18 protein-coding genes and 1 tRNA gene are annotated in these 25,165 nt (G+C 64.4%); 13 read left to right on the forward strand and 6 right to left on the reverse strand.

The features are described from left to right. Window positions 1-94: 94 nt before the first annotated feature. The 4 genes from SVXhr_RS10575 to SVXhr_RS10590 all read right to left on the reverse strand — a co-directional run bounded on the left by SVXhr_RS10575 (window position 95) and on the right by SVXhr_RS10590 (window position 4,428). Window positions 95-1,414 (reverse strand): DUF4147 domain-containing protein, encoded by a 1,320-nt coding sequence (locus SVXhr_RS10575; protein ID WP_275737165.1) that lies wholly within the window; start codon window positions 1,412-1,414, stop codon window positions 95-97. Next, window positions 1,411-2,247, reverse strand: a complete 837-nt coding sequence (locus SVXhr_RS10580) for an SDR family oxidoreductase (protein WP_275737166.1) — start codon at window positions 2,245-2,247, stop codon at window positions 1,411-1,413. Before SVXhr_RS10580 ends, SVXhr_RS10575 begins: the two co-directional genes overlap by 4 nt. 387 nt (window positions 2,248-2,634) lie before the next feature. After that, window positions 2,635-3,444 carry an endonuclease V gene (locus SVXhr_RS10585; protein WP_275737167.1) on the reverse strand — a complete coding sequence of 270 codons (810 nt, stop codon included), beginning with the start codon at window positions 3,442-3,444 and terminating at the stop codon, window positions 2,635-2,637. Window positions 3,445-3,447: 3 nt separating this feature from the next. Then, a complete protein-coding gene (locus SVXhr_RS10590; protein ID WP_275737168.1) occupies window positions 3,448-4,428 on the reverse strand; it encodes a rhomboid family intramembrane serine protease in 981 nt (326 codons plus the stop codon). 217 nt (window positions 4,429-4,645) lie between these two features. Between SVXhr_RS10590 and SVXhr_RS10595 the strand changes: the two genes are divergently transcribed. From SVXhr_RS10595 to polX, 3 genes are all read left to right on the forward strand, one after another. Then, window positions 4,646-6,394, forward strand: coding sequence for an RICIN domain-containing protein (locus SVXhr_RS10595; protein WP_275737169.1), 1,749 nt, complete (start codon window positions 4,646-4,648; stop codon window positions 6,392-6,394). 99 nt (window positions 6,395-6,493) lie between these two features. Further along, entirely contained in the window at window positions 6,494-6,943 is a 450-nt protein-coding gene (locus SVXhr_RS10600) for a DUF5788 family protein (RefSeq protein ID WP_275737170.1), read from the forward strand. Next, window positions 6,940-8,682, forward strand: coding sequence for a DNA polymerase/3'-5' exonuclease PolX (gene polX, locus SVXhr_RS10605; protein ID WP_275737171.1), 1,743 nt, complete (start codon window positions 6,940-6,942; stop codon window positions 8,680-8,682). Before SVXhr_RS10600 ends, polX begins: the two co-directional genes overlap by 4 nt. A 59-nt stretch (window positions 8,683-8,741) precedes the next feature. Here the strand turns inward: polX and xylB are convergent, their stop codons facing one another. Together xylB and SVXhr_RS10615 are read right to left on the reverse strand one after the other, a co-directional pair. After that, window positions 8,742-10,301, reverse strand: coding sequence for a xylulokinase (xylB, locus tag SVXhr_RS10610; protein WP_275737172.1), 1,560 nt, complete (start codon window positions 10,299-10,301; stop codon window positions 8,742-8,744). A gap of 180 nt (window positions 10,302-10,481) precedes the next feature. Continuing rightward, complete coding sequence (locus SVXhr_RS10615; protein WP_275737173.1) at window positions 10,482-12,458, reverse strand: methyl-accepting chemotaxis protein; 1,977 nt, start codon at window positions 12,456-12,458, stop codon at window positions 10,482-10,484. Between the two features lie 350 nt (window positions 12,459-12,808). Here SVXhr_RS10615 and xylA point away from each other — a divergent pair, with 350 nt between their 5' ends. From xylA to SVXhr_RS10665, 10 genes are all read left to right on the forward strand, one after another. Then, a complete protein-coding gene (gene xylA, locus SVXhr_RS10620; RefSeq protein ID WP_275737174.1) occupies window positions 12,809-14,125 on the forward strand; it encodes a xylose isomerase in 1,317 nt (438 codons plus the stop codon). A 129-nt stretch (window positions 14,126-14,254) separates the two neighbouring features. Further along, window positions 14,255-14,713 (forward strand): universal stress protein, encoded by a 459-nt coding sequence (locus tag SVXhr_RS10625; RefSeq protein ID WP_275737175.1) that lies wholly within the window; start codon window positions 14,255-14,257, stop codon window positions 14,711-14,713. Window positions 14,714-14,960: 247 nt separating this feature from the next. Next, complete coding sequence (locus tag SVXhr_RS10630) at window positions 14,961-16,355, forward strand: serine hydrolase domain-containing protein (RefSeq protein WP_275737176.1); 1,395 nt, start codon at window positions 14,961-14,963, stop codon at window positions 16,353-16,355. An 81-nt stretch (window positions 16,356-16,436) separates the two neighbouring features. Beyond that, entirely contained in the window at window positions 16,437-17,939 is a 1,503-nt protein-coding gene (locus SVXhr_RS10635) for an MATE family efflux transporter (RefSeq protein ID WP_345799487.1), read from the forward strand. Between the two features lie 118 nt (window positions 17,940-18,057). Beyond that, window positions 18,058-21,105: an FAD-binding and (Fe-S)-binding domain-containing protein gene (locus tag SVXhr_RS10640; protein ID WP_275737177.1), complete on the forward strand. Its 3,048-nt coding sequence runs from the start codon at window positions 18,058-18,060 to the stop codon at window positions 21,103-21,105. 131 nt (window positions 21,106-21,236) lie between these two features. After that, window positions 21,237-22,583, forward strand: coding sequence for a hypothetical protein (locus SVXhr_RS10645; RefSeq protein ID WP_275737178.1), 1,347 nt, complete (start codon window positions 21,237-21,239; stop codon window positions 22,581-22,583). A gap of 82 nt (window positions 22,584-22,665) precedes the next feature. Beyond that, a tRNA-Glu gene (locus SVXhr_RS10650) sits at window positions 22,666-22,740 on the forward strand. Window positions 22,741-23,037: 297 nt separating this feature from the next. Further along, window positions 23,038-23,571: a bifunctional nuclease family protein gene (locus tag SVXhr_RS10655; protein ID WP_275737179.1), complete on the forward strand. Its 534-nt coding sequence runs from the start codon at window positions 23,038-23,040 to the stop codon at window positions 23,569-23,571. A gap of 130 nt (window positions 23,572-23,701) precedes the next feature. Further along, complete coding sequence (locus SVXhr_RS10660) at window positions 23,702-24,862, forward strand: permease (RefSeq protein ID WP_275737180.1); 1,161 nt, start codon at window positions 23,702-23,704, stop codon at window positions 24,860-24,862. Between the two features lie 38 nt (window positions 24,863-24,900). Further along, window positions 24,901-25,143, forward strand: a complete 243-nt coding sequence (locus SVXhr_RS10665; RefSeq protein WP_275737181.1) for a thioredoxin family protein — start codon at window positions 24,901-24,903, stop codon at window positions 25,141-25,143. Window positions 25,144-25,165: the final 22 nt, after the last annotated feature.

The following is a 25,165-nucleotide window of genomic DNA, read 5'->3' on the forward strand; positions in this document are numbered from 1 at the left end:
CGCTCATTTGTGAGGGAACGGCATTTTGGGTAGGGCCATCCCCCTTAGGAGAGGTGGATCACGAATTCCAGGGAGATCCCACGGATCCACGATATCACGCCTCGACCACGAACACCCGCAGATCGTTGACGTTCGTCCCCGTCGGCCCGGTCTCGATCACGGCACCTGACTCTTCGAGCGCCGGTAGCGCGTCGTTTTCCAGCAGCGCCGCCCGGCCGCGTTGTGGGTTCGACAGCGTCTCGCCGTCGACGATCGCACCCGCGACCTCGGTGCCGCCGTCCGCGCCGTCGGTGTCGACGCTGGCGCAGACGACATCAGTGTGCTGTTCGACGGCGACCCGGAGCGCGAACTCCAGATTGGGGCCGCCGGCCCCGTTGCCCATGACGGTGACCGTGGTCTCGCCGCCCGACAGCAGGACAGCCGGCGGTTCGACGGGCGTCCCGGTGGCCGCACACTCCTCGGCGATGGCGAGCCCCGAGAGCGCGGCCTCGGTCGCCTCGCCGCGAACCCGCGAAGACAGAACCAGCGGCTCGTAGCCTGCTTCCGCCGCGGCGTTGCGGGCCGCCGCGAGTGCCGTCCAGGCGTCGGCGAGGACGTGGTTGTCGACGTGACCCAGCACCCCGGGATCAGCTGGCGTCTCCGCACGCTCGCCGGCCGCACCGGCTTCGAGGTGCTCGCGGACGACCGCGGGGACGGCCACGTCGTAGCGATCCAGGATCTCGAGGGCATCCTCGTAGGTGGTCGCGTCGGGTGCGGTCGGGCCGCTGGCGATCACGCCGGGGTCGTCGCCGACGACATCCGAGAACAGCAGGCCGACGACCGTGGCGGGTGCGGCCGCCCTGGCCAATCCGCCGCCCTTGATCGCCGAGCAGTGTTTGCGAACGGCGTTGATCTCGTTGATCGACGCGCCGCACTCTACCAGTTCCTCGGTGGTAGCCTGGAGGTCGACGAGGGTGATGTCGCCGGCGGGCAACGCCAGCAGCGCGCTCCCGCCGCCCGTGATCGGCGCGAGGACGAGCGTCCCCTCGCCCAGTCCCTGGGCTCGCTGGAAGACCCGGCGAGCACCCGCCAGACTGTCGGCGTCGGGGATCGGATGACTACCTTCGGTTGTCTCGACGGTGTCAGTCGCAACTGGTTTCGTCGAGACGACGAGTCCCCGGTCGATGTAGTCTTCGAGGTGACGTTCGAGTTCGCGGGCCACCACGTCGGCGGCCTTCCCGCCGCCGAGGACGACCACCGAGTCGTAGGCCCCGAGGTCGTACTCGCTCCCGGCGACAGTCAGGACGTCCCCCTCGACCGAGAGCGATTCCCGGAGGACGCGCTGGGGAGTCGCCGCCTCGATCCCGGCCTCGATGCAGGACAGAGCGACGTCGTGAGCCGGCGTCACCGCCAGCCGATCGCGGTCGTCGATCATCGCCCGAGGCCCGCCACGCGCTGGAACAGGCCGAAGGCGGCGTCGCGCCAGTGATCGGGCAGGTACCGGAGCGCGAGGATCAGTTTCGCGCCGTTGCCCACCGCATAGCGGGGATCTGGGTCGGTCATCGCCGCGGCGTCGTAGATCACGGTCGCGACGTCCTCCGGCGGAATGCCCAAGAGTCCGTCGTACTCGATCGCCCGGCGGTCGTCCTGGGCCTCGTAGATCCCGTCGTACGCGCCCGACTGTTCGAGACGCTCGCGGCTCGCGTCGGTCCGGTCGGCAAACGACGTCTCGACGACGCCCGGTTCGACGACGACCACGTCGACGCCGTGGGAATCGACCTCGGCCCGGAGCGAATCGCTCATCGCCTCCAGGGCGAACTTCGAGGCCGCGTAGGCTCCCATGCCAGGGACGGCGAGCCGACCCTGGAGGCTTGAGACGTTGACGATCGTCCCCTCCGCTTGTTCGCGCATGTGCGGCAGAACCGCTCGGATCAGGCGGTGCGGACCGTAGAGATTGACGTCGAACTGGTCCTCGAGGGCATCGGTCGGGACGTCCTCGATCGGGCCGAACTGACCGGTGCCCGCGTTGTTGACCAGGCAGTCGATCCGGCCTTCTTCGTCGATGATCCGGTCGACGACCCGCTCGACGGCGCGGGCGTTGGTCACGTCGAGTTTGGCTGTTTCGGCCCCGGCGTCGGCGAGGTCGGCAATATCGTCGGTGTCACGGGCGGTCGCGTAGACCGTCCAGTCCTCTTCGAGAAAGCGTTCGGCGCTCGCCCGGCCGATACCGGACGAACAGCCGGTGATGAGTGCGATGTGGTCTTCCATACCGACCGCGAGGAGCGGGGTGCAGTAAGCCCTGGCGGTCGATCAGCGGTGGTGTTTAGGTAAGCGAGTCGCGGCTGAGAACAGCCAGAAAGCCCCGAGCGGCTCCGGTCGAAGCCCTCGCTGCGCTCCTCACTCCGTTGCGGTGCTAGCGTCGGCCGTCTTCCCGGAGCCGCTCGCCCCTTTCAGTCCCACCCATGCCGGCTGACCAACCGGTCTCGGGTGGGACTGAAAGGGGCCGCGCTCTCAGCGCACCCCGACGACGCAAGCACCCACTGGAGCGCAGCGAGTCGCGGCAGCTGAGAGCGCGGGGGCTTTCTGGCTGTTGCAGGCGATCCCTGCTAAAGTCAACACGCCCTGATCAGCGGTTCGGAGTTGTCGACCGTGTGGTCACGCCTCGCCGCCTTGGCGTTTCAGCCGATCTGCCTCGCGGTCGGCCAACCGCGTCGGCTCGGGCAGTTTGTACCCGGCCGCACACTGACTCACGAGGTCGACGGTCGTCGCCGCGCTCACGCGGTGGCCGGGGCTGACGTACAGCGGATTGATCGACGTCGAGCCCGACTGGTACTGGCGCGTCTGGACGGCATGACCGATGACGGTTCCGGGCTCAGCAGTCTCGACCCGTTCATCGGCCTCGATCGGGATGCGATCGCCCTCCGCCATGCGATCAGGGATCGATTCGGCCGGCGTGCCACAGAGCAGGTTCTTGGCGACGCCGATGGCAGGAACGTCCACCATGACGCCGATGTGCGTCGCCAGCCCCGCCTCCCGAAAGTGAATGCGGCCGCTCCCGTCGACGACAAGCAGATCGGGTTCGACGGCGAGATTCGACAGCGCCGCGAGGATCGCCCCGCCCTCGCGGAAACTCAGCAATCCAGGAATGTAGGGGATCTCGGTGTCGACGACCGCGTACGCCCGATCGACGACACGCCCGTCCTGTAGGGCGACGACAGCGCTGAGGGCTCGATCGCCATCGTCGAGAAACGCCTGATCGACGCCCGCGACGATCGGGCTGTCGCCGGTGAGTCGGTGCTGATCATCGTCCCCGAGATCGACTGGTGAATCGAATTCGATCGCCGAGGGATCGAAAGCGAAGTCGTCCTCGAAGAGGGCAACGTCGGCGATTTCGCGCTGTAAGGCTTCCATCTCGTCGCGGGAGAGCGAGGGATCGGGGACGAACTCGGGGCGGGAAACGTCCATCGCTCAGAACGGCCCACGGCCACCCGGGCCGCCGGGGCCGCCTGGACCGCCAGGGCCGCGACCGCCGCCGAGTTGGAGTTGGTTCGGGACCCGGATCCGATCGCGGATGTGCTGGCCGTAGGCGAGCCCGATCGCGAGCCCGATCAGGTGAGCGGCGTTGGCAACGCCCTGGCCGCCCGCACCGAACATCCCGAGGACGTTCATCGCGACCAGGCCGATCGTCACCAGCCAGATCGGGACGGGAAAAATGAAGTACACGTACACTCGGAGACTGGGGTTGAGGATGGTCAAGACGCCCATGATCGCGATGGCTGCACCCGACGCGCCGACGACTCCACCAGGGAAGTACCCGACCGCCGCTGCGGACGGTATCCCCTGATAGAGTTGAATGAGGACCTGTCCAAGCCCGGCAAGCGCGCCGCTAGAGAGGAACAGGAGCGTGAAGTCCCGCGAGCCGATGTAGTCCTCGACTAGCCGTCCAAAGAAGAAGATCACGATACTGTTGAATGCAATGTGTGCGAATCCCCCGTGTGAAAGTACCGACGTGAACCACGTCCAGACGTATTCGGGATGCTGTGGAGCCAGGACGAAAATCGATCGATACAACTCCGAAGAAAGCGTTGCAACCTGAAGGTTGGGCGTCCCAATCGCCACGGTGGCAACGAGAAACTGAAAGAGAAAGGTAATCCACATCAGCCCGAGGAACACGTACGTCATATTCCCACGGAAATACGCCAGCGGGCCGCCGGGCCCCGTGTCGATCCCGATCCGATCGAGGAGACTCTTCGAAGAACTCGGATCGCTGCCCGCCGAGACGCTGTCGTCGAACCCGCTGTCGAAGACCCCTTCGGGGTCACCCCAGTCGTCCAGTCCCGGACAGTCGTGGTTCTCCGGGAGCCGATGTTCCGAGCAGAACGTTCCCCCGCAGTGATTGCAGTGATACGGCATATTCATCTCCGTGCCGCACACGTCACAGGTCGTCATTGCCGGTGGGTAACGGACCCTGCGGCAAAGAGATTGTGCTTGCCCCGATTGCAGTCCTCTCCCACTCAAACCGCAGTTCGGAAGCCGATTTGTCTAGTCACCATCCCGTAGAACCACCTGGGCTGGCAAGGGCCAACGGGCACACTCGAATTAGTATCTACAACATCCAGAAAAGAAAACAATTTAATGCGACACACAGCATTGTGCGTGTGAAGCGATGCCACAGAATAGCAACGTGGACGGGGGGCGAAACGGGAACGCAGAACGGGGAGCAACCGATACGGGGGGCGGGCGAGCGACGACGCGACGCCGTGCCCTCGCGCTGGCGGGGACTGGGCTGGTTTCCGGTCTGGTGGGAACCGCGCTGGGGGCCGATCACGACGCAGTCGTCTACGACACCAACGGTCAGTTCATCGCGGAAAACGGTGGACAGGAAGTGTATGCCGGGGACGATTACATCGACGCGATCCAGGCCGCCGTCGACAGTCTTACACCCGGTCGGAGGACGAAGGAAAAGGTCAGAGTCGACGCGACGGGGAGCACCGGCACCGCCTCGGGTCTCCGGGCAGTCGACCTGCCGAGTTACACCATCCTCGACGTTCCCGGCTCGATCGACGTCAACGACACCGGCGAGCCGTGGATCATTCCGGCACGCGCAGAGAACGCCGAGGAAGTCGAAATTCAGCGGTTCAACGTCACCGGAAATCCACGCTACGGAATCCGGATCTCTCACTGCGACGGCGTGGTCATCGACGACGTCACGATGGACCTCTCGGGCGGGCTGGGCATCCGGATCGACGGCCGGAACGGCCCCGACACGACGAACGTCACGCTCAACAGCGCCGACATCAACGGGTCGGGGACCCACGCCGTCGAGACCTACGGCGTCGACGGGCTCGACATTGGAACGGTCAGGGCGACCGATATCGCCACCGGCTGTGGACTGCTGTTGAACGACACCTCGAACGCGACGGTCGAGTACGTCGACGCGACGCGGTGTGACCAGGGCGGCGGCTACGCCGGCTTCCGGTGTGCGAACGACGCCGGGCCGAACATCACCGTCGACAGCGTCGACGCGACTGACTGTGGACGCGGCATCTTCACAGTGTCGGGCAGCAGCGGTATCGAGATCCACGACGTCACCCTTGAGGGCAACGGCGGGAACCTGATTCAGGACACCCGGGAGACGGTCATCGACGGCGGCACGATCACCAACACGGGAAGTGCTGGGATCCGGCTGGATTCCCGCAGCAGTGACCAACATCCATACACCCGAAACGTCACCGTCCGGAACCTGACTATCCGGGACAACGCGGGCTATGGCGTCTACGAAACCGGGCCCGACACCGAAGGGAACGCGATCGTCAACAACGCCTTCTGTGACAACGGGTCGGGAGCCATCGAAACCTACGCGGGTAACACGACGGTCCGCGGGAACACGGACTGCGGTGGCGGTGGTACTGGCGGAGACAGTGGCGGTGGTACTGGTGGGGACAGTGGCAGTGGGGGGGACAATGGCAGCGACAGTGCCGGCCCCATCAGTGACGGCACCTACCAGATCACGAACCTAAACAGTGGCAAACTCCTAGAGGTCGCCAACGCCGAGACGGCTGACGGGGCCAACATCCGGCAGTACGGGGACACCGGCCATCCCTGTCAACACTGGAACGTGACGGCCAACGGGGACGGGACCTACCGGCTCACGAACGCACACAGCGGAAAACTACTCGAAGTCGCCAACGCAGACACCAGCGACGGCGCGAACGTCCGCCAGTACGGAGACACCGATCACCCCTGCCAGGACTGGAACGTTATCGACAACGGCGACGGCACGTATCGCCTGGAGAACGAAAACGGCGGCTCGGTGGCAGACGTCGAGAACGCATCAAGCGAGGACGGGGCAAACGTCCTGCAGTGGCCCTGGCACGGCGGCGACAATCAGCGGTGGCGATTCAATTCGATCTGAGGTCGCGATCCACGCTACGGACGATCCGCGGGGACTCCAGCTGAACGTCCCAGCCGCCACGAGCGGGGATTTTTGTCCGTCGGCCCCGGACGAACAGCCGTGCACGAGTACGAACGCAAACAGCTCCTCGAACGTGTCGAGCGCGAGGGCGCGACCGTGGGCGCGACGATCCCCGACACGATCGAGATCGACGGCGAATCCCTCGATCTTTCGGCGTTCGTCTTCGAAACCAGACGCCAGGAGACCATCCCGGCCGACCACCGCGAGCGGGTCGAGGCCGTCAAGACGAAGCTCCGCCGGGAGCGGAATCGACGGGTCGAACGGCTCGAATCGGGTGACCTGAGTTACGAACAGGGCGAGGACCTCGCCGATTCGATCGTGGGGATCGACCGGGCGCTGGAGGCGCTCGAATCGCTCGAATCCGGAGACATCGAGGCTGAGAAACAAGCCGCCAGGACCGCCGATCGAAAGCGCTGGATGCGCTTCATCCAGCAGGCACTGGGCAAAGACGGCGAGTCGGGCGACCGGCGGGCACGAGGTGGCCCATGACGGACAACGCCGAACTCGCCGCTCGTCTCGAGGAATTCGCCGACCTGCTGGACGCCAAAGACGTCGAATACAAACCACGCGCCTATCGCCGGGCGGCCGAGAACGTCGCCGAATATCCCGGGGACGTGGTCGATCTCGCCGAAGACGGGGTCGAGGCAGTCCAGGAAATCGACCGCGTCGGCGAGGCGATCGCCGACAAGCTCGTCGAGTACGTCGAGACCGGCGCGATCGAGGAACTCGAGGATCTGCGGGCGGAACTCCCCGTCGAGATGGACGCGCTGACGAGCGTCGAGGGCGTCGGGCCGAAGACCGTCGGCACGCTCTATGAGGCACTCGGAATCCAAACCCTCGACGACCTGGAGGCGGCCGCCGAGGCGGGGGAGATCCAGAACGTCTCGGGGTTCGGGGCGAAGACAGAGCAGAACATCCTCGATGGGATCGATTTCGCCAGAGAAGCCCACGAACGCCAGTTGCTGGGCGAGGCCCGGCCGCGGGGCGAGCGCGTGCGCGAGTACCTACGAGCGGTGGAGGCCGTCCAGCAATGTGAACTCGGCGGGTCGCTTCGCCGCTGGAAGCCGACCATCGGGGATGTCGACGCGCTGGTCGCAAGCACCGAGGGTCCGGCCGTGGTCGAAGCATTCACCGACTGGGAGGGGGCCGACCGGGTGATCGAAGCCGGCGACCAGAAGGCCAGCGTCCGGTCGGGGGGCGTCCGGATCGACCTCAGGGTGGTCGATCCAGCCGAATTCGGCGCGGCGTTGCAGTACTTCACCGGAAGCAAGGACCACAACGTCGACCTGCGCAACCGGGCGATCGATCGGGATCTCAAACTCAACGAGTACGGCGTCTTCGATATTTCGGCTGTGGAGGAGGAAGTAGACGATCAGCGGGCTGGCGAGCGCGTCGCCGGCGAGTCAGAGGCCGAGGTCTACGGCGCACTCGATCTGCCCTGGATCCCGCCGGAGTTACGTGAGAACCGTGGTGAGATCGCGGCCGCAGACGCGGGTGAGCTACCAGAGCTGATCGAGACGGACGAGATCCGCGGCGACCTCCACGTCCACACGGAATGGTCGGACGGCAACAACACGATCGAAGAGATGGCCGCGGCTGCCGCCGAACGGGGCGACGAGTACGTCTGCATCACCGATCACGCCACCGGGCCGGGCATGGTCGGCGGCGTCGGGCTCTCGGACGACGAACTCCGCGAGCAGCGCGAGGCGATCGCGGCGGTCGACGAGGCGCGTGACGACATCACCGTCCTCGCCGGTGTCGAAGCAAACATCGATACCGACGGCGGAATCTCTGTCGGTGACGAGGTGCTCGAATCGCTCGACCTGGTCGTCGCCTCGCCACACGCCGGTCTCGACGGCGACGGAACCGACCGCCTGATCGAAGCCGCACGCCACCCCGCAGTGGACGTGATCGGTCATCCGACGGGGCGACAGCTCAACCGCCGCCCCGGCCTCGACGTGGACGTTTCCGCCGTGGCCAAGGTGGCGGCCGAGAACGACACGGCGCTTGAGGTCAACGCCAACCCGCATCGGCTCGATCTCGAAGGGAGCCAGGCCAAGCGGGCGATCGACGCGGGGGCGACGATCGCGATCGACACCGACGCGCACCGACCTGAAGCTCTCGATTACCGGCGCTTTGGCGTCCACACCGCGCGGCGCGGCTGGGCGGAAGACGTGGATGTGCTCAATACTCGATCGGCTGCCGGCCTCAATGACTTTCTCGAGTGATTCCGTCCGGTCGTGGAGAGCGGTTCACTAGTGCCAGAAAGCAGCGGCCTACAGGGCAGTTACGCTTCGTCGAGGATGTCCTGGGCGGACTCGATCGCGGCGCTGTTGGCTGCGAAGGAGTCTTCCAGCGCGGGGTACAGCGACTCATAGATCTCGTAGTACTCGTCGTAGACGCGAGTGTGCTGTTCGATCGGTTCGACGCTGTCGACGATGTCGACCGCCTGTTCGGTGGCGTCCGCGACGCTGTCGTAGACGTCAGCGCCGACGCCGGCCAGCAGTGCCGACCCGTAGGCCGGCCCCTCGTCGACGTTCGGCGTCAGGATCTCCGCGTCGAAGATGTCAGCCTGGATCTGCTTCCACAGCGGGCTCTTCGCGCCGCCGCCGGCCGCCTTCAGCTGCCCGGTGTCGACACCGAGGTCGTCACGGACGATCCGGAAGGAGTCACGCAGACCGTAGGTGACGCCCTCCAGGACCGACCGGACAATGTGGGATTTGTCGTGGCGGGTCGAAAGCCCGAAGAAGGCACCGCGGGCGTCGGCGTCGCGGTGGGGCGTCCGTTCGCCGTTGAGGTACGGCAGGAAGATGAGCCCCTCCGAACCGGGATCGACAGTCGCGGCCTCGTCGGTCAGCACCTCGAAGGCGTCCTTCCCGAGCTGGTCGGCGACGACCTCCTCGGGCCCGCCGAGCGTCTCCGAGAACCAGCTGAACGCACCGCCGGCCGAGAGCATCACGCCCATGACGTGCCACGTGTCGGGGACGGCATGACAGAACGTATGCACCCGGCCCTCGGGGTCCGTCCGCTCGTCGTCGGTCGCGACGAAGATGACCCCCGACGTACCGATCGAACCCCAGACGTCACCGTCCCCGACGACGCCCGAGCCGACGGCACCGGCCGCGTTGTCACCGGCTCCCGCAACGACAGGGGTTCCAACCGGTAGCCCCGTCCGCTCGGCGACGGCGTCCGTGATTGCGCCGGTGACTTCCGGCGACTCGTAGACTTCGGGGAGGAGGTCCCGCGAGATGTCGAGTTCGTCGAGGATCTCGGGCGACCAGTCGCGCTCGCCGACGTCGAGCAGCAGCGTCCCGGAAGCGTCGCTGACGTCCGTCGCGAACGCCTCGGTCAGTTTGTACCGGATGTAGTCTTTCGGCAGCAGGATCGTCTCGGTCTGGTCGTAGACCTCGGGTTCGTGTTCCTGGACCCAGAGAATCTTCGGCGCAGTGAAGCCCTCGAACGGCGGGTTCGAGGCGAGTTCGATGATCCGATCCTCGCCGACGCGTTCCTCGATCTCGTCACACTGAGCCGACGTTCGCGTGTCGTTCCAGAGGATCGCCGGGCGCAGGACCTCACCCTCGTCGTCGAGAAATACCGAGCCGTGCATCTGGCCGGTGAGTCCCAGTGCCTCGACGTCTTCCGGATCGACGGCCGGTTCGGCCAGGACCCCGCTGATCGCGTCGATCGTTGCGTCCCACCAGTCGGCGGGGTCCTGCTCGGCCCATCCCACTTCGGGGTGATGGAGCGGGTACTCCTCGGTCGCCGTCGCGACGACCTCGCCCTCGGCATCGGTGACGAGTACCTTCACGCCGGACGTCCCCAGATCGAGTCCCATCAAAAGGCTCATTGTACGTGTGTGTACTCGCTATTTCTAGGGTTAAATGTTGCTGTTCACCGTGGTGAGCACTTCGGCGCGGATCACAATTCGGGAAGAGAGCGGGTCATAGCCGACGAGCTTGGCGTGGGAAAACGGGCGTCAAAACGAGACCATCACGTCGAAAACGATTCGATCGGTTACAGCCGAGCCTTACTCCCCTGGACCTTCCCCGTCACGTGGACCGGTCGGGAAGTAGAACTCGTGTTCGGACTGGGTTTCGAAGCGATCGAGCACGTCGTGCAGCGGCCCGGCGTAGCGGATGAGGTCATCGGCCCGCTGTGAGACCTCGTTGAGTTCCGCGGCCTGTTCCTCGGCCGCACCCGCGACGCTCTCGGACTCCTCGAGAGTCTCTTCCGCGAGATCGACGACCTCGGCCACCGTCCGAGCGACTTCGTCGATCTGGGCAAGTTGGTCTTCGAAGTCGATGTCCGGGTGTTCGGCGGCGAACTCGTCCAGCCGCGCGGAGATAGCGTCGATCTCCTCGGAGATCTCCTGGAGCCGTTCCTGCTGTTCGTAGGCGTCGTCGGAGATCCGCTGGACCGAGTCGGCCACTTGCTCTGAGGCTTCCTGGACGCTGTCCGAGGAGTTGAGGACGATCTCACCGGCGTCTTCGACCTCGTCGGCGAAGCTCTTGAGCTGGCCCGTGGTCTTTTCGAGTTCGTCGATCATCTCGTTGAACTCGCTGGCGATCCGGTCCATCGCCTCGTTCTCCCCGTCGATCTCCATCCGAGCGGTGAGGTCGCCAGCCGCACACTGTTCCATGGTCTGGCTGTACTCCTCGGCTTTCTCCTGGAGATACTCGTTCATCTCCATGGCCTCGGCGCGGGAGACCTCGGCCTCCTTGCGGGCCTGTTCGGCCTCGTTGATCTGCTCGCGGAGCGCATCCCGCATGTTGTCGAAGCCATCGTACAGCCGGCCGATCGAGTCGATCCGCGTCGAGTGGATCGGAACGTCGAGGTTCCCCTCCTCGATCTCCTCGGCCTTCCGCCGGAGGCGATCGACGGAACTCGCCGTCGAGTAGCCGAGGATCGCCCCAACGCCACCGATCATGATCGCTGCCAGGATAGTGACGATCTGACCCCACCGGGAGATGGTCTGGACAAACCCGAACAGATCGCTGGTCGGGGCGTGTGTGACGATCGTCCACGGCGGGTCGATCACCTCACCGTCGACGGAAGCGTACCCGACAGCGTACGGTTCATCCAGCACGGCCGGATCGTTCTCGATGATCCGGACGCCACTGGTTCGCTGCTGGCCGTCGGCGGGTGCAGCCATCGCTCGCCGGATCGTCTCCTCGTTGCCGTAGGTCCCGAGAATGTTCGACTCCACACCGTCTGCATTGGTGCGGGTGTCAGCTTGCACGGCATTGTCGACGTTGACTACCTGCGAGAAGTGGGTGCTGGCGTCGCCTTCGGTCAGCCCCTGGCTCTCGATCGCCTTGGCCAGGTCCGCAACGCGGAACTCCATGTAGAGGTATCGGTTGGCGACGTTGTGTTCGACGCGTTTGATGAAGCCGACGACCGGCTCCCCCGAGACATCATACACTTCGGTCATCCGGACCTGCGGATAGTCATCGATACCAACCTGAAGATTACTCAGCCATGGATGGGTCGTCTCCGCGACCGGGATGGTCTGTGACTGGAGCAGTCCCCGGTTGACTTCCTCGATGGTGTCACCCGTATACTGCATGGCGAGGATCTCGGTGCCGTTGTCCGGCGAGAGGAGGTAGATCGCGTGTGACCCGTTGGACACCTCCGAGAACAACGGCCGGGCCAGCTGTCGATTGAGCGTCCCAGTATCGGACTTATCAGCCCCCAATCCGTCGTTGGTCGAGGCGAGATCGACTGTCACAGCGTTGCGTTGAATCCATTGCTCGACGATCGACGCCTGCTGTGAGGCGAGACGCTCGTACTCCGCCCGCGTGTCGTCTTCGACTTGATCAGCCAATGCCCCCGTTGCCGTGAACCCGATTCCCGCAAGAATCAGGCCCATGATGACGAGAACCAGGGCAAATTTGAGTGCGAACCGCTTCCTGATGACGTCAGGAACGACCGTCGCCAGGATGCGGCCTATCGCACCACTCTCCGGTTCGTCACCGTTTGCTTCGATGTCTGGATCGTTACTCATAGTTTGTCAAAAGCGACCTGTTGTGTATCGATTATGCCAGTCGTATTCATTGTTTTTATTTCTCGACAACAGTTCCGTTATCGGTATCGATAGCTCCGGGTTCCGGGCCACCGATAAAAAAGAGTCGGGGGCGAATTCAGTATGTGAGGATTCATGCCCAGAAACACGGCAAGAGTCGTCTCCCAGCCGGTCATGGGTTCAGGATGGCCCCGAAGGCACTATCGCGATAGATACGCTGGGCGATCGCTCACAGAACACGGTCAGACAGCCAGCAGCCGAGGAGTACCGCAATCTTCAAGTGGTTACTGAGCGCATTTTTAGCGTGTCTGTCCTACGACACAGGTGATATCATGAGCGAATACTTCCCAGAAATCGACGAGATTACGTACGAGGGACCGGGCTCGGAAGACCCGCTTTCCTTTAGCTATTATGAACCGGATCGAGAAATCGGCGAAAAAACGATGGCGGAGCACCTGCGATTCTCGGTGGCCTACTGGCACACCCTCACCGAGGACGGGTCCGACCCGTTCGGCACGGGGACGATGCAGCGGCCGTGGGACGATATCGACGATCCCATGGAGAAGGCCCACGCCCGGGTCGACGCCGCCTTCGAGTTCTTCGAGAAACTCGGCGTCCCGTACTTCTGTTTCCACGATCGAGACATCGCCCCCAAGGGCGAGGATCTGGCCGAGTCCAACCAAAATCTCGACGAGATCGTCGATCACGTCGAGGAGAAGATGGACGAGACGGGGGTCGAGCTGCTGTGGGGCACCTCCCAGCTGTTCATGGAAGAGAAGTTCATGCACGGCGCGGCGACCTCACCGAACCCCGACGTCTTCGCCCACGCGGCCGGGCAGGTCAAGAAAGCGATGGAAGTCACCGAGCGCCTCGGCGGCGAGAACTTCGTCTTCTGGGGCGGCCGGGAGGGCTACAAGACGCTGCTGAACAGCGACATGGGCCGGGAACTGGACAACATGGGCCGGTTCTTCCGGATGGCGGCCGACTACGCCGACGACATCGGCTTCGACGGCCAGTTGCTCATCGAGCCCAAACCCAAGGAACCCACGAAACACCAGTACGACTTCGACGCCGCGAACGTCATGGCGTTCCTGCGTGAGCACGGCCTGGAGGACCGCTTCAGCCTCAATCTGGAAGCCAACCACGCGACCCTCGCCGGCCACACCTTCCGGCACGAACTCCAGTACGCCCGGATCAACGACGCGCTGGGCAGCGTCGACGCCAACCAGGGCGACAAACTCATCGGCTGGGACACCGACGAGTTCCCGACCGACGTCTACATGACGACCCTGGCGATGTACGAGATTCTGGAGAACGACGGGCTCGCGCCAGGCGGCCTCAACTTCGACGCGAAGGTCCGACGCGAATCCTTCGAGCCGGTCGACCTCTTCTATGGCCACGTCGTCGGCATGGACACCTTCGCCCGCGGGCTCGAAGTCGCCCACGAACTCCGCGAGGACGGCGTCTTCGAGGAGGTTATCGACGACCGGTACGGCTACGACGAAGGAATCGGTGCCGAGATCGCCGCCGAGTCGACGGACTTCGAAGCGCTCGCCGACTACGCGCTGGACAACGACGGTATCGAACTGGAGTCGGGTCGTCAGGAGAAACTCAAGTCGGTCCTCAACCGCTACATCCTCGAATCCTGAGCGGGCGCGGGCAAACCACGCGGTTTTCGCCCGAGCGGAGCGGTCGGTCGTCGACCCAAGGGGCTTCGGTTCGCCGAGACAGATGCGGCGAGGGCAACACTTTAGTGTATTTTGTGCGATGACGCATATATGGAACGAGCACTTGTCGTCGTCGACGACACTGAAGCGAGTGACGAGTTACTCCGGAAAGCCGGCGAGATCGCGGAAGGGGTCGGTGCGAAACTGTACCTCTTTGGGACGCTTGACCCCGAGGAGTTCGACGAGGCCCGGGAAACCCTCGATACGATCGGCGAGGTCGAGAACACGTCCTACACCGATTCGGACATCCTGAAAACAGTTCACAACTCGCTGAACGAAACCATCGAGGCGGTCTTCGATGGGACCGAGTTTGAATACGAGACCGTCGGGGCGGTCGCCGGCGAAGGCGACCGCGCCTCGAAAGTCATCGAGGCCGCCGAGAAGTTCGAATGTGAGCACATCTTCCTGTCGGGCCGAAAGCGCTCGCCGACCGGGAAGGCGCTGTTCGGCGATACGGTCCAGTCCGTGCTGCTCGACTTCGACGGCGAAGTCACCGTCAACCTCCAGTAACGACCGTCGGTTCCCCTTTTTTGCCGCCGTGTCTCAGTCCTGAGCGAGGAGCCGGTCGTCCGATCCGACGCTGCGTGGTGAGTTTCAGTGGCGTACAAGCACCATCCCACAGGACGATGCGGCGGCGAACTGATTGTATGGCGGTCCGGGACAGCTATGAGGAGTAGCGGACGCGACAAAGCGTGTGACGAACTGACCACTGCCGCAGCCCAAACGTTGATTGGGCTCTCGGGAGCACGGACTCCCTATGCGTACGCCCTCCAGACGGTCGTTGCTCGCGAGTCTCGGCGCGGCCGCCAGTGGACTCGCCGGCTGTACGAGCGAGGATCCCACGCCAACCACGACCGAAACGAACTCCCGAGCGTCAACCGAAACGAGCACCGGGACGCCAAGCCGAACACCGCGGGCGACGGGATCGACCACGGAGCCGCCGACCAAGACGACCGAATCGGCGGACGACTTCCCGATGACTGGCCGGCCGGGTGGCGTCGAGGCCTTCGACGACGTGCTTCCGGGCTTTCTGGAACAGTGGGGGATTCCAGGGGCGACAGTGTCGGTGATGGACGGGGAGCGACTCGTGTTTACCCGCGGATACGGGACGGTCGGTCCTGACAGCGACGACGCGGTCCATCCGGACGCCCTGTTCCGTCTCGGAAGCCTCTCGAAGCCGATCACTGCCGTGTCCGTGCTCGATCTCGTCGAGAAGGGAGAGCTATCACTCGACGATCGGGCCGTCGAGATTCTCGCTGAACTGGTCCCCGAAGACGGACCGGTGGACCCACGCGTCGAAGCGATCACGGTCCGACAGCTGCTGACACACACGGCCGGCTGGAGCACGGAGCCCGTCGGCTTCGATCCGGTTTTCGCGCCGATCCAGGTAGCCAAAGCCCAAGAGACCGAACCACCAGCCAGCGCCGAGACGACGGTCGAGTTCATGCTGAGTCAGGAACTCGGCGCGGACCCCGGGACGACCTTCGAGTACTCGAACGTCGGGTATTGCATCCTGGGCCGAATCATCGAAGCCGTGACGGGGAAGCAGTACGAGCGCCACGTGCGTGGGGCGATCCTCTCCTCGCTCGGTGCGGGCGACATGGCGATCGGCGCGACCCGGAAGGAGAATCTGCGGGAAGGGCAAGTCCGCTACCGGAGTCACGGCACGACCGAGTCCCCGTTTTCGGGCGAGGGGACCGTTCCGCGTCCGTATGGCGCTGGTGTGTTGAACGAAGCACTCGACGCAAACGGCGGATGGGTCGGTTCCGCCCCTGACCTCCTGCGGTTCGTCCGCGGTATCGACGGACTGGAGGGTGTGCCGGACGTGCTGAACGCCGAGACGAAAGCGACGATGCTCGCCCGGCCGGACGTAAGTCGCTGGGCGGGAGCCAGCCAGTACTACGGCCAGGGATGGTATGTCACTCCAGGAGAAGGCGGGCCGCTCCTCTGGCACAACGGGTCCCTCCCCGGCAGTTACGCGTTCCTGGCTCACGACCGAGGGTCGGGTCGGACGCTCGTCGGCTTGTTCAACGGCCGATCGCCGGACTCACTCTTCGGGCAGTTCAACGTCGCCGCCCAGCGAACGCTGCTCGGGGCAGCCGGTGCGGTCGAATCCTGGCCGGATCGTGACCACTTCACTGCTGACAGCTGACCCGGCCATCACGGACACCGAAACCCCCGGTGGGAACGGTATCGAAGGGTATTTAGACCACGACAGTTGAACTATTTCTTCGTGGACGATTCCGGGCCGCAGACGAACGTGACGGAAGGGGGACTACTCCGCCCCATGCTCGACATCGCGTGGCCGCTGGTGGTCTTTCAGTTGCTGAACGTCGCGTACAACGTGACGGATACCATCTGGCTGGGGCACTTTTCGGCCGACGCGGTCGGAGCATTGAGTATCGCGTGGCCGCTGGTGTTCCTGTTCATTTCGATCGCCGGCGGGTTCAACTCCGCGGGCGCGATCCTGGTTGCGCAGTACACCGGCGCGGACAGCGAGGGCTCGGCAGGCAAGGTCACGGGGAACCAGCTCACCTTCGTCATCGGGATGGCCGTCGTCCTCGGCATCCTCGGCTTTCTGCTCTCGGACCATCTGCTCGCGCTGTTGCCCTCGAGTGCGGGCACTTCCGAGCGGATCATCCCGATGGCCAACGACTACATGGAGGTCTTCTACCTGGGATTGCCGTTCCTGTTCACGTTTTTCGTCTTCTCGACGGTCATGCGCGGGTACGGCGACACGAAGACGCCGATGTACGTCATGGCCGGCAGCGTCGGGCTCAACCTGGTGATCGACCCGATCCTCATCTTCGGGTTCGCCGGCAACCCGCTGTTCGCGCCGCCAGGACTCGACGTGATCGGCGCGAGGCTGGCCGAGATGACTACCTTCGGCGGGTTCGGGATCCAGGGGGCCGCCATCGCCACCATCTCCTCGCGTGGGCTGGCAGCGGTCGTCGGCATCGGCCTGCTGTTCTTCGGCGGGTACGGCCCCGACGTCCGGGTCCACCACCTTCGTCCTGACCTCGACGTTATCCGGAAGATCGTCGACCTCGGCCTCCCGACGACGGCCGAGCAGTCGGCGGCGGCGCTGGGCCAGATCACGATGACCGCGATGGTATCGATGTTCTCACCCGCGGTCGTGGCGGCCTACGGCCTGACCAACCGGATCGGGACCATCGTCTTCCTCCCGTCGATGGGGCTGGGCCGGGCGACCAACACGATGGTCGGCCAGAACCTCGGGGCCGAAAAGCCCGACCGTGCCGAGCGGGCCACCTGGGTCGCCGCGAAGGCCGCCGTCGCCGTCCTCCTGATCGCGGCGGTCGTGGCCTTCGTCTTCCCCGAGGCGATCGTCGGCGTCTTCCTGGGGACGGGCACTGAGGAGGCGGCGATCACGCTTGCGTTCGCTGCGACGTATCTCCAGGTCAGGGCCGTCGAGTTCGGCTTTATGGGCGTCTTCCAGGTCATCCTCGGGGCGTTCCGCGGCGCGGGCAACACCCGGACGGCGATGGTCCTCTCGATCATCGCGCTGTGGCTCGGCCGCGTCCCGCTAGTGTATCTGCTGGCGGTCAACCCCGGATTCCTGGGTGAGCTAGGGATCTGGATCGGGTTCGCCGCCGGCGACATCATCGGCGGAATCGTCGCCGTCCTCTGGTTCACTCGCGGGACCTGGAAGCAGGCCGTCATCGAAGAGCGCGGGGCGGACACCGGGCCCCCGGCCGACGCGATCGAGACGGACTGACCGGACCCGGCTGTCAACTCGGTTGTGCCGGGTCGACCATCTGGAACAGACACTGCCCGGAGAACGCTGTCGAACAGAGAGCGTGACATTAATCTCGGTCGGGTCGCAGTGTAGGATCATGGGAACCAGTAACCAGGTCGGACCCGGCGTGCCGGACGGTATCGATCCGGCCGCCGACAGTCGGGCCACATACGACTACGTCAGCGACGACGTGCAACGGCCAGGCCTCGTAAGTGACCTGGAGGAACGCATCGAGGGGGACGTTCGCTTCGACGAGTACTCCCGACAGCTGTATGCGACCGACGCCAGCGCCTACGAGGTACTTCCGGTCGGCGTCGTCTTCCCGCAGTCGACGGCCGACGTCGCGAGCGTCGTCGAGTACTGCGCCGCTCGGGAGATCCCGGTCCTGCCACGGGGTGGCGGCACGAGCCTCGCCGGCCAGACGGTCAACGAGGCCGTCGTCCTGGATTTCACCCGCTACATGGACAGCGTGCTCGAAACGGATCCTGACGCTGCCCGGGCACGCGTCCAGGCCGGGACCTACATCGGCGATATGAACGCGGCCTTCGCCGAGCACGATCTGAAGTTCGCGCCCGACCCTGCCTACGGCGATAAGAGCGCCGTCGCGGGCGCGATCGGCAACAACTCTACCGGCTCACATTCACTGAAGTACGGCAAAACCGACGCCTACGTCGAATCCTGTGAGGTCGTCCTCGCCGACGGCACCGTCACGGAATTCGGCGAAGTGACGCTGTCGGAACTCAAAGACCGCGCGGACCCGGACGGCGATCTCGAAGCACAGATCCACGCCGAAGTCGCCCGGATCCTGGACGAAAAGACCGACACCATCGACGAGGTCTTCCCGGACCTGAAGCGGAACGTCTCGGGATACAATCTCGACCGACTCGTCGAGGAGGCCGAGGACGGCTCGGTCAACCTCGCCCGGTTGCTGGCCGGCAGCGAGGGAACCCTTGCAATCATCACCGAGGCCGAGGTCTCCCTGGAGGCAGTGCCCGAAACGAAATCGATCGCGCTGTTGGCGTACGAGGACCTCATCGACGCCATGGAGGACGTCTCGATCATCCTCGAACACGACCCCTCCGCGCTCGAAGTGCTCGACGACACGCTGCTGGAACTCGCGGGCAAGACCGAGGAGTTCGGGCCGCTGGTCGCCGAAATGGTGCCAGAGGGCACCGGCGCGATGCTGCTGGTGGAGTTCTACGCCGACAGCGACGAGGAGGGCAAACAGAAGGTCGCCGACCTGATCGCCGATCGAGTGCCTGACGGCGAGAGTGAACGCGACCCCAGCGAGGGGGCAAGCGAGATTACGGACGACCCGCACTTCGCCTTCCACGCCCAGGAGGCCCACGCGGACGACGAACGCAAGCGCTTCTGGAAACTCCGCAAGAGCGGGAACCCGATTCTCCTGGGCCGGACGACCGACGAGAAACACATCAGCTTCATCGAGGACACCGCCGTCCCGCCGGAGAACCTCCCCGAGTACGTCGCCGACTTCCAGGACCTCCTCGAAGACGTCGGCACCTTCGCGGCCTTCTACGCGCACGCGGGCCCAGGGTGTCTCCATATCCGGCCGCTGGTGAACACAAAGACCACCGAGGGCATGGAACAGTTCGAGGCCATCGCCGAGGGCGCGACCGACCTCGTCGTCGAGTACGGCGGCAGCGTCTCGGGCGAACACGGCGACGGCCGTGCCCGTTCGCAGTTCAACCGCAAACTCTACGGCGACGACCTCTGGGAGACCTTCGAGGAACTGAAGACCGCCTTCGACCCCGACTGGCTGCTCAACCCGGGTAACATCTGTGGCGATCACGATATGACCGAGAACCTCCGGTTCAGTCCGGAGTACGACTTCGAACTCGGGTTCGATCCCGTTCTCGAATGGGACAACGACAACGGCATGCAGGGCATGGTCGAACTCTGTCACGGCTGTGGCGGCTGTCGGGGCCCACAGGACACCACCGGCGGCGTGATGTGTCCGACGTTCCGGGCAAGCGAGGAGGAGATCACCTCGACGCGCGGCCGGGCGAACATGCTCCGGCAGGCCATGAGCGGCGACCTCCCCGAGGACGTGACCGACGAGGAGTTCATGACGGAGGTGCTCGACCTCTGTGTCGGGTGTAAAGGCTGTGCCAAGGACTGCCCGAGCGAGGTCGACATGGCCAAGCTCAAGGCCGAAGTCACCCACCAGTACCATCAGGAACACGGGTCGAGCCTCCGGGACAAGATCTTCGCGAACGTCGACCGCCTGTTCCCGATGGGCAGTGCACTCGCCCCACTCTCGAACTACGCACAGCGGCTGCCGGGCCGCCGCGCGATCCAGGAGAAAGTACTCGGAATCGCCCGCGAGCGAGACTTCCCGACGTTCTACCGGGAGACGTTCGTCGACTGGTTCGCGGGTCACGAGCCCCAGGTTTCGGCGGCCGAAGCCGACCGGAAGGTGCTGTTGTTCCCCGACTCGTTCTCGAACTACAACCGACCACAGGCAGGCAAAGCCGCGGTGCGTGTTCTCGAAGCGGCGGGCGTCCACGTCGACGTCCCGAACGATGTCACCGACAGCGGCCGGGCAGCCAACTCGAAAGGCTTTCTCGACAAGGCCGGCGAACACGCTCGCGAGAACGTCGACGCGCTCGCCCCCCGGGTCGAGGACGGCTGGGACGTCGTCAGCGTCGAGCCCTCGGTCGCCGTGATGTTCCAGCTCGACTACCTTGATCTCCTCTCCGGTCCGGACGTCGAGACGGTCGCGAACAACACCTACGGCATCTTCGAATACCTCGACACCCACGGTCTCGTCGACGACCTCGACGTGACCGCGGCGGATCGGCCGCTGACCTACCACGGCCATTGCCACCAGAAGGCCATCAAAAAGGACCACTACACCGAAAATGTCCTCGAAACGGCCGGGTTTACCGTCGACGCACTGGACAGTAGCTGCTGTGGGATGGCAGGTTCGTTCGGCTACGAGGCCGAGCACTACTCGCTTAGCCAGTCCATGGCCGACATTCTCCTCGATCAGGTCCGGGACAGTTCGGGCGAGCGTGTCATCGCCCCCGGTGCCTCGTGTCGCCACCAGATCGGCGAACACGAGCAAGCAAGCGACGATCCACCCCACCCGGTCGAGGTACTTGCCGAGAACCTAGACGGCTGACAATACCGGAATCGTATCCGACGAGAGGAGTCGAGACGCCGGGAATCGAAGAGTTGCCGGTTGCGTGCGTCGCTCCCGTCTCCGGGTGAGACACAGTGTTTTTATGCTGTCGTAGGGTCAGTTTGAGGTAGATGTCCAGACGGGCAGCGACAGTTGGGTATTTGTTGGTGATCGTCGGTCTGGCAGTCCCGATGGTCGCAGCAGGTGGCCAGCTTGCGGTTGGTTCCGGCCCATCGGTAAGTCTATCTGATGGGCCAGCGCTGGGCGGTGACCGCCCGGCCCAGCAGACCCCGTTCGCCCTCGGAAGCGACCGGTTCGACCGGACGCTGTTCGAGATCACGGTCTACGAGAACCAGTCGGCCCGATGGCGGTTTCAGTACACCCAGCGCCTGGCGAACGATAGCGAAGAGACGAATTTCAAAGCCTACGCGGCCGACTTTCGCGAGAACGAGACCGACCTCTACCGGCAGTTCGTTGCCTATGGTGACGAACTCGCCCGGACCGGCACGAACGTTACCCGACGGCAGATGAACGCCACCGGGTTTGCACGTGACGCCCGCATGGGAACGCTTGACCAACTTGGCATCGTCGAGATGTCGTTCACGTGGACGAACTTCGCCCAGCAGGAGGCGGATGGCGTTCTCGTCAGCGATATCTTCGAGGGCGGGTTGGCCATCCGGTCGGAGCAGCGACTCCGCATCGTCGCCGGGCCGACGCTCACCCTCGACAGTGTCGACCCGCTCCCGTCGAATACATCCGTCCAATCACTGGCCGGCGAAGATTCCGTCGAGTGGGTCGGCGAGTACTCCTTTGCGGATCAGCGGCCGCGGGTCGCCTTCCGTCCCACGGCGGAAACCACGACCGAACCAGGGGTCGTGACGACGAGCGACGGATCGGAGACGACACTCACGGACCGGACGACGAACGAGCGGACAGCGACGACCGACCCGTCGGACTCGACGACCGCGAGTCCGGAAACCGACGCGACCGGGACCACAGCCGCCAGCGGTGGGGCGTTCGGTGGCCTCGGACTCGGCGGCATGCTCGTCGGTCTCGGAGCGATTACACTCGTCGTGGTCGTCGCGACCTGGCGAAGCGGCATTTTCGACGTGAGTGAAGGGGATAGCCCCGCTACCGGCGGTGATGCCAACGGTGGAGCCGGCTCCGGTAGCCAGTCTCAGGGCGGCCAAACTGCTTCGACAGCCGGATCGGAGGGACCAGCGGTCAGCGAGACAGCACTGCTGAGTGACGACGATCGGGTTCGCCAGCTACTCGAGGACAACGGTGGCCGGATGAAACAGACGAAGATCGTCGAGGCGACCGAGTGGTCGAAATCCAAAGTGAGTATGCTACTCTCCGAGATGGAAGACGACGGCGAGATCACGAAGCTTCGGGTCGGTCGGGAAAACATCGTGAGCCTTCCCGGTGACGAGCCCGCGGCTGCGGGGTCACCGTTCGACGATCCCGACGACGAGTGAGTCCCGGATTGCCGTGGGAGCGGCTGGCGTAATCGATCGAAAGCGGAACCGTTAAACCCGTTTCATCGCAACGGTAGAGTACGCTCCGGTGGTGTAGTCCGGCCAATCATCTTGCCCTCTCACGGCAAGGACCAGGGTTCAAATCCCTGCCGGAGCACTTTGCTGCGAACAAATTCGTGAGCAGCAATGCTCGATTTGGATTTGAAGTAGAGAAGTCGCGCGCAGCGAAGCGAGCACGTCTGGGCGTGGTTCAAATTCCGATCGACAGCGTCGATCGGCGTTCGCGGATTCGGAGAATCCGCTCACTCCCTGCCGGAGTCCTCGTGAGCGAAGCGAACGAGGGGTCGGAGACGAACAGCGAGAGTCTCCCGGTACACTTCTGTCGCTCGCAATGTCGCGAGCGACGAATGCGGCCGGGGGAGTACTTTTCACAACGCGTTCCCAACCAGACGGTATGGAACACGAAGCGACCATCGAGGGCGTGGGCGTCGGTGTGGGGGACGAAGGTGCGGGGGCACCTGTGGTCTTGCTACGTGCCCGCGAGCAATTGGTCCCCATCTTCGTCAGTGGCGATCAGGCCCAGTCGATGCAACTCGCCATCGAGAACGAACCGTTTGAGCGCCCGCTCACCCACGATCTGTTGATCGAGATGATCTCCGAATTCGGCGCGGCCATCGACCGCGTTCGGATCGACGACCTCTCTGATGGCACCTTCTACGCGAAGGTCGACGCCGAACAGTACGTCGAGGGCAACCGCAAGAACGCGGTCTTCGACGCCCGGCCGAGCGACGGGATCGCGATTGCCCTTCGGGAGGACTGCCCGGTCGTCGTGAGCGACGAAGTGATCGACGAGGCCGGTCGACCCCCCGAGGCGTTCGAACCGGACGACGACGAGGACATCGGCCCCGACACCGATCCGAACCCCTTCGAGGACCCCTCCTTCGAGGCTGGCGACGATTTCGACGACTCCGAGGACATGGACTTCTGAGCTCGCCGCCGACGCCCACCTCGTCGATCCCGTTTGCGATGGCCCTTCCGTTGGGGACCGTGTGACTTCGTTTTGATTTGCTTTGAAATCGGAAGTCATATATTCCGGAGCCATTCTAATACAGTTTGAAATGGCATCGGAGATCGGCCTCCTCGTCGAGGTGGTCCAAGCGGGGATCGACGAGACGTTGTCGTATTTGACGTTGCACGTCATCACGTGTCTGGTGCCAGCCTTCTTCATCGCCGGCGGGATCTCGGCAGTGTTGTCGGACCATTTCGTCACGAAGTACCTCAGCGGTGATGCCCCCAAGCTACAGGCGTACTCCATCGCATCGGTCTCGGGTATCGCGCTGGCCGTCTGTAGCTGTACGATCCTGCCGATGTTCGCCGGGTTGTACAGGAAGGGGGCGGGGATCGGTCCCGCGACGGCCTTTCTGTTCTCGGGGCCGGCGATCAACGTGCTGGCAGTCGTGTTCACCGCGAGCGCACTCAGCCTCCCGCTGGGCGGCGCGCGAGCGTTTTTCGCGGTAACCATGGCCGCCGCGATCGGGTTGACGATGGCGTTTGTCTTCGGCAGTGGTGAGGACAGCGAGCGCGCAGACGCGAAGCCGGCGATGACCGACGGGGGGCACGTGACCGACCGTCGACCGACATGGGTGACGGCCGGCTTCTTCGGCAGCCAGGTCGCGATCCTCCTGATCGCTGCCACGGGATTGCTCTCGTGGGCAGTCAAGGCACCGCTGCTCGTGCCGCTTTTCGCCCTGTTGGGCTATCTGCTCTGGACGAAGTTCGATCGGGAAGTGATCGAGGAGTGGCTCCAGGAGACGTGGTTCTTCACGCGGACGATCTTCCCGCTGTTGCTTGCCGGGACGTTCGTCATCGGGATCGTCGGCGCGATCGCGGCGATCGCCCAGGGGTTGGGCCCGCTGGAGACGATCACGCGAGGTGGCGAGACGTTCGTCGCCCACCAGGTCGCGCCCGGCCTGCTCACGAAGAGAATCTTCGGGGAGACGACTCTCCTCTCGGCCGGCCTCGGCTCGGTCATCGGCGCGATCCTGTACATGCCGACGCTGCTGGAAGTGCCGATCGTCGGCTCGCTCTTTGGCTACACGCAAGGGCTGATGGCCGACGGGCCGGCGCTGGCGCTACTGTTGGCCGGGCCGTCGCTGTCGCTGCCGAACATGCTCGTCATCTGGAAAACCATCGGCACCAAACAGACGGCGCTGTACGTCAGTCTCGTCGCCGTCTCGGCCACCATCGCGGGCTTGATCTGGGGACTGCTACTGGTGTAACGTATCGAAAGCAACCGAAAACAGGACCAGACACAACCATGAAAATCGAAGTCATCGGCCCTGGCTGCCCCAGGTGCCAGAAAACGGAACAGCGCGTCAAGCAAGCCCTCGAACAAATCGACGGGGGCATCGAGGCAACCGTCGAGAAGGTCGACGCACAGATGGAGATCATCGACCGCGGCGTGATGCATACACCGGCAGTCGCCGTCGACGGCGAGATCAAGACCGAGGGCGAGATTCCGGACGTCGAGCAACTGGTCGGGATCTTCCGGTCCTCGTAGTTCGATCATCCGGGAGGGCATC

This window comes from Halorhabdus sp. SVX81 (assembly GCF_029207715.1).
Taxonomy (GTDB): Archaea; Halobacteriota; Halobacteria; order Halobacteriales; family Haloarculaceae; genus Halorhabdus.

Bases quoted from the DNA above. Each gene is read 5' to 3' on its own strand.
- SVXhr_RS10575 (WP_275737165.1), bottom strand. From the start codon at position 1,414: ATGATCGACGACCGCGATCGGCTGGCGGTGACGCCGGCTCACGACGTC.
- SVXhr_RS10580 (WP_275737166.1), bottom strand. From the start codon at position 2,247: ATGGAAGACCACATCGCACTCATCACCGGCTGTTCGTCCGGTATCGGC.
- SVXhr_RS10585 (WP_275737167.1), bottom strand. From the start codon at position 3,444: ATGGACGTTTCCCGCCCCGAGTTCGTCCCCGATCCCTCGCTCTCCCGC.
- SVXhr_RS10590 (WP_275737168.1), bottom strand. From the start codon at position 4,428: ATGACGACCTGTGACGTGTGCGGCACGGAGATGAATATGCCGTATCAC.
- SVXhr_RS10595 (WP_275737169.1), top strand. From the start codon at position 4,646: ATGCCACAGAATAGCAACGTGGACGGGGGGCGAAACGGGAACGCAGAA.
- polX (WP_275737171.1), top strand. From the start codon at position 6,940: ATGACGGACAACGCCGAACTCGCCGCTCGTCTCGAGGAATTCGCCGAC.
- xylB (WP_275737172.1), bottom strand. From the start codon at position 10,301: ATGAGCCTTTTGATGGGACTCGATCTGGGGACGTCCGGCGTGAAGGTA.
- SVXhr_RS10615 (WP_275737173.1), bottom strand. From the start codon at position 12,458: ATGAGTAACGATCCAGACATCGAAGCAAACGGTGACGAACCGGAGAGT.
- xylA (WP_275737174.1), top strand. From the start codon at position 12,809: ATGAGCGAATACTTCCCAGAAATCGACGAGATTACGTACGAGGGACCG.
- SVXhr_RS10625 (WP_275737175.1), top strand. From the start codon at position 14,255: ATGGAACGAGCACTTGTCGTCGTCGACGACACTGAAGCGAGTGACGAG.
- SVXhr_RS10630 (WP_275737176.1), top strand. From the start codon at position 14,961: ATGCGTACGCCCTCCAGACGGTCGTTGCTCGCGAGTCTCGGCGCGGCC.
- SVXhr_RS10640 (WP_275737177.1), top strand. From the start codon at position 18,058: ATGGGAACCAGTAACCAGGTCGGACCCGGCGTGCCGGACGGTATCGAT.
- SVXhr_RS10645 (WP_275737178.1), top strand. From the start codon at position 21,237: ATGTCCAGACGGGCAGCGACAGTTGGGTATTTGTTGGTGATCGTCGGT.
- SVXhr_RS10655 (WP_275737179.1), top strand. From the start codon at position 23,038: ATGGAACACGAAGCGACCATCGAGGGCGTGGGCGTCGGTGTGGGGGAC.
- SVXhr_RS10660 (WP_275737180.1), top strand. From the start codon at position 23,702: ATGGCATCGGAGATCGGCCTCCTCGTCGAGGTGGTCCAAGCGGGGATC.
- SVXhr_RS10665 (WP_275737181.1), top strand. From the start codon at position 24,901: ATGAAAATCGAAGTCATCGGCCCTGGCTGCCCCAGGTGCCAGAAAACG.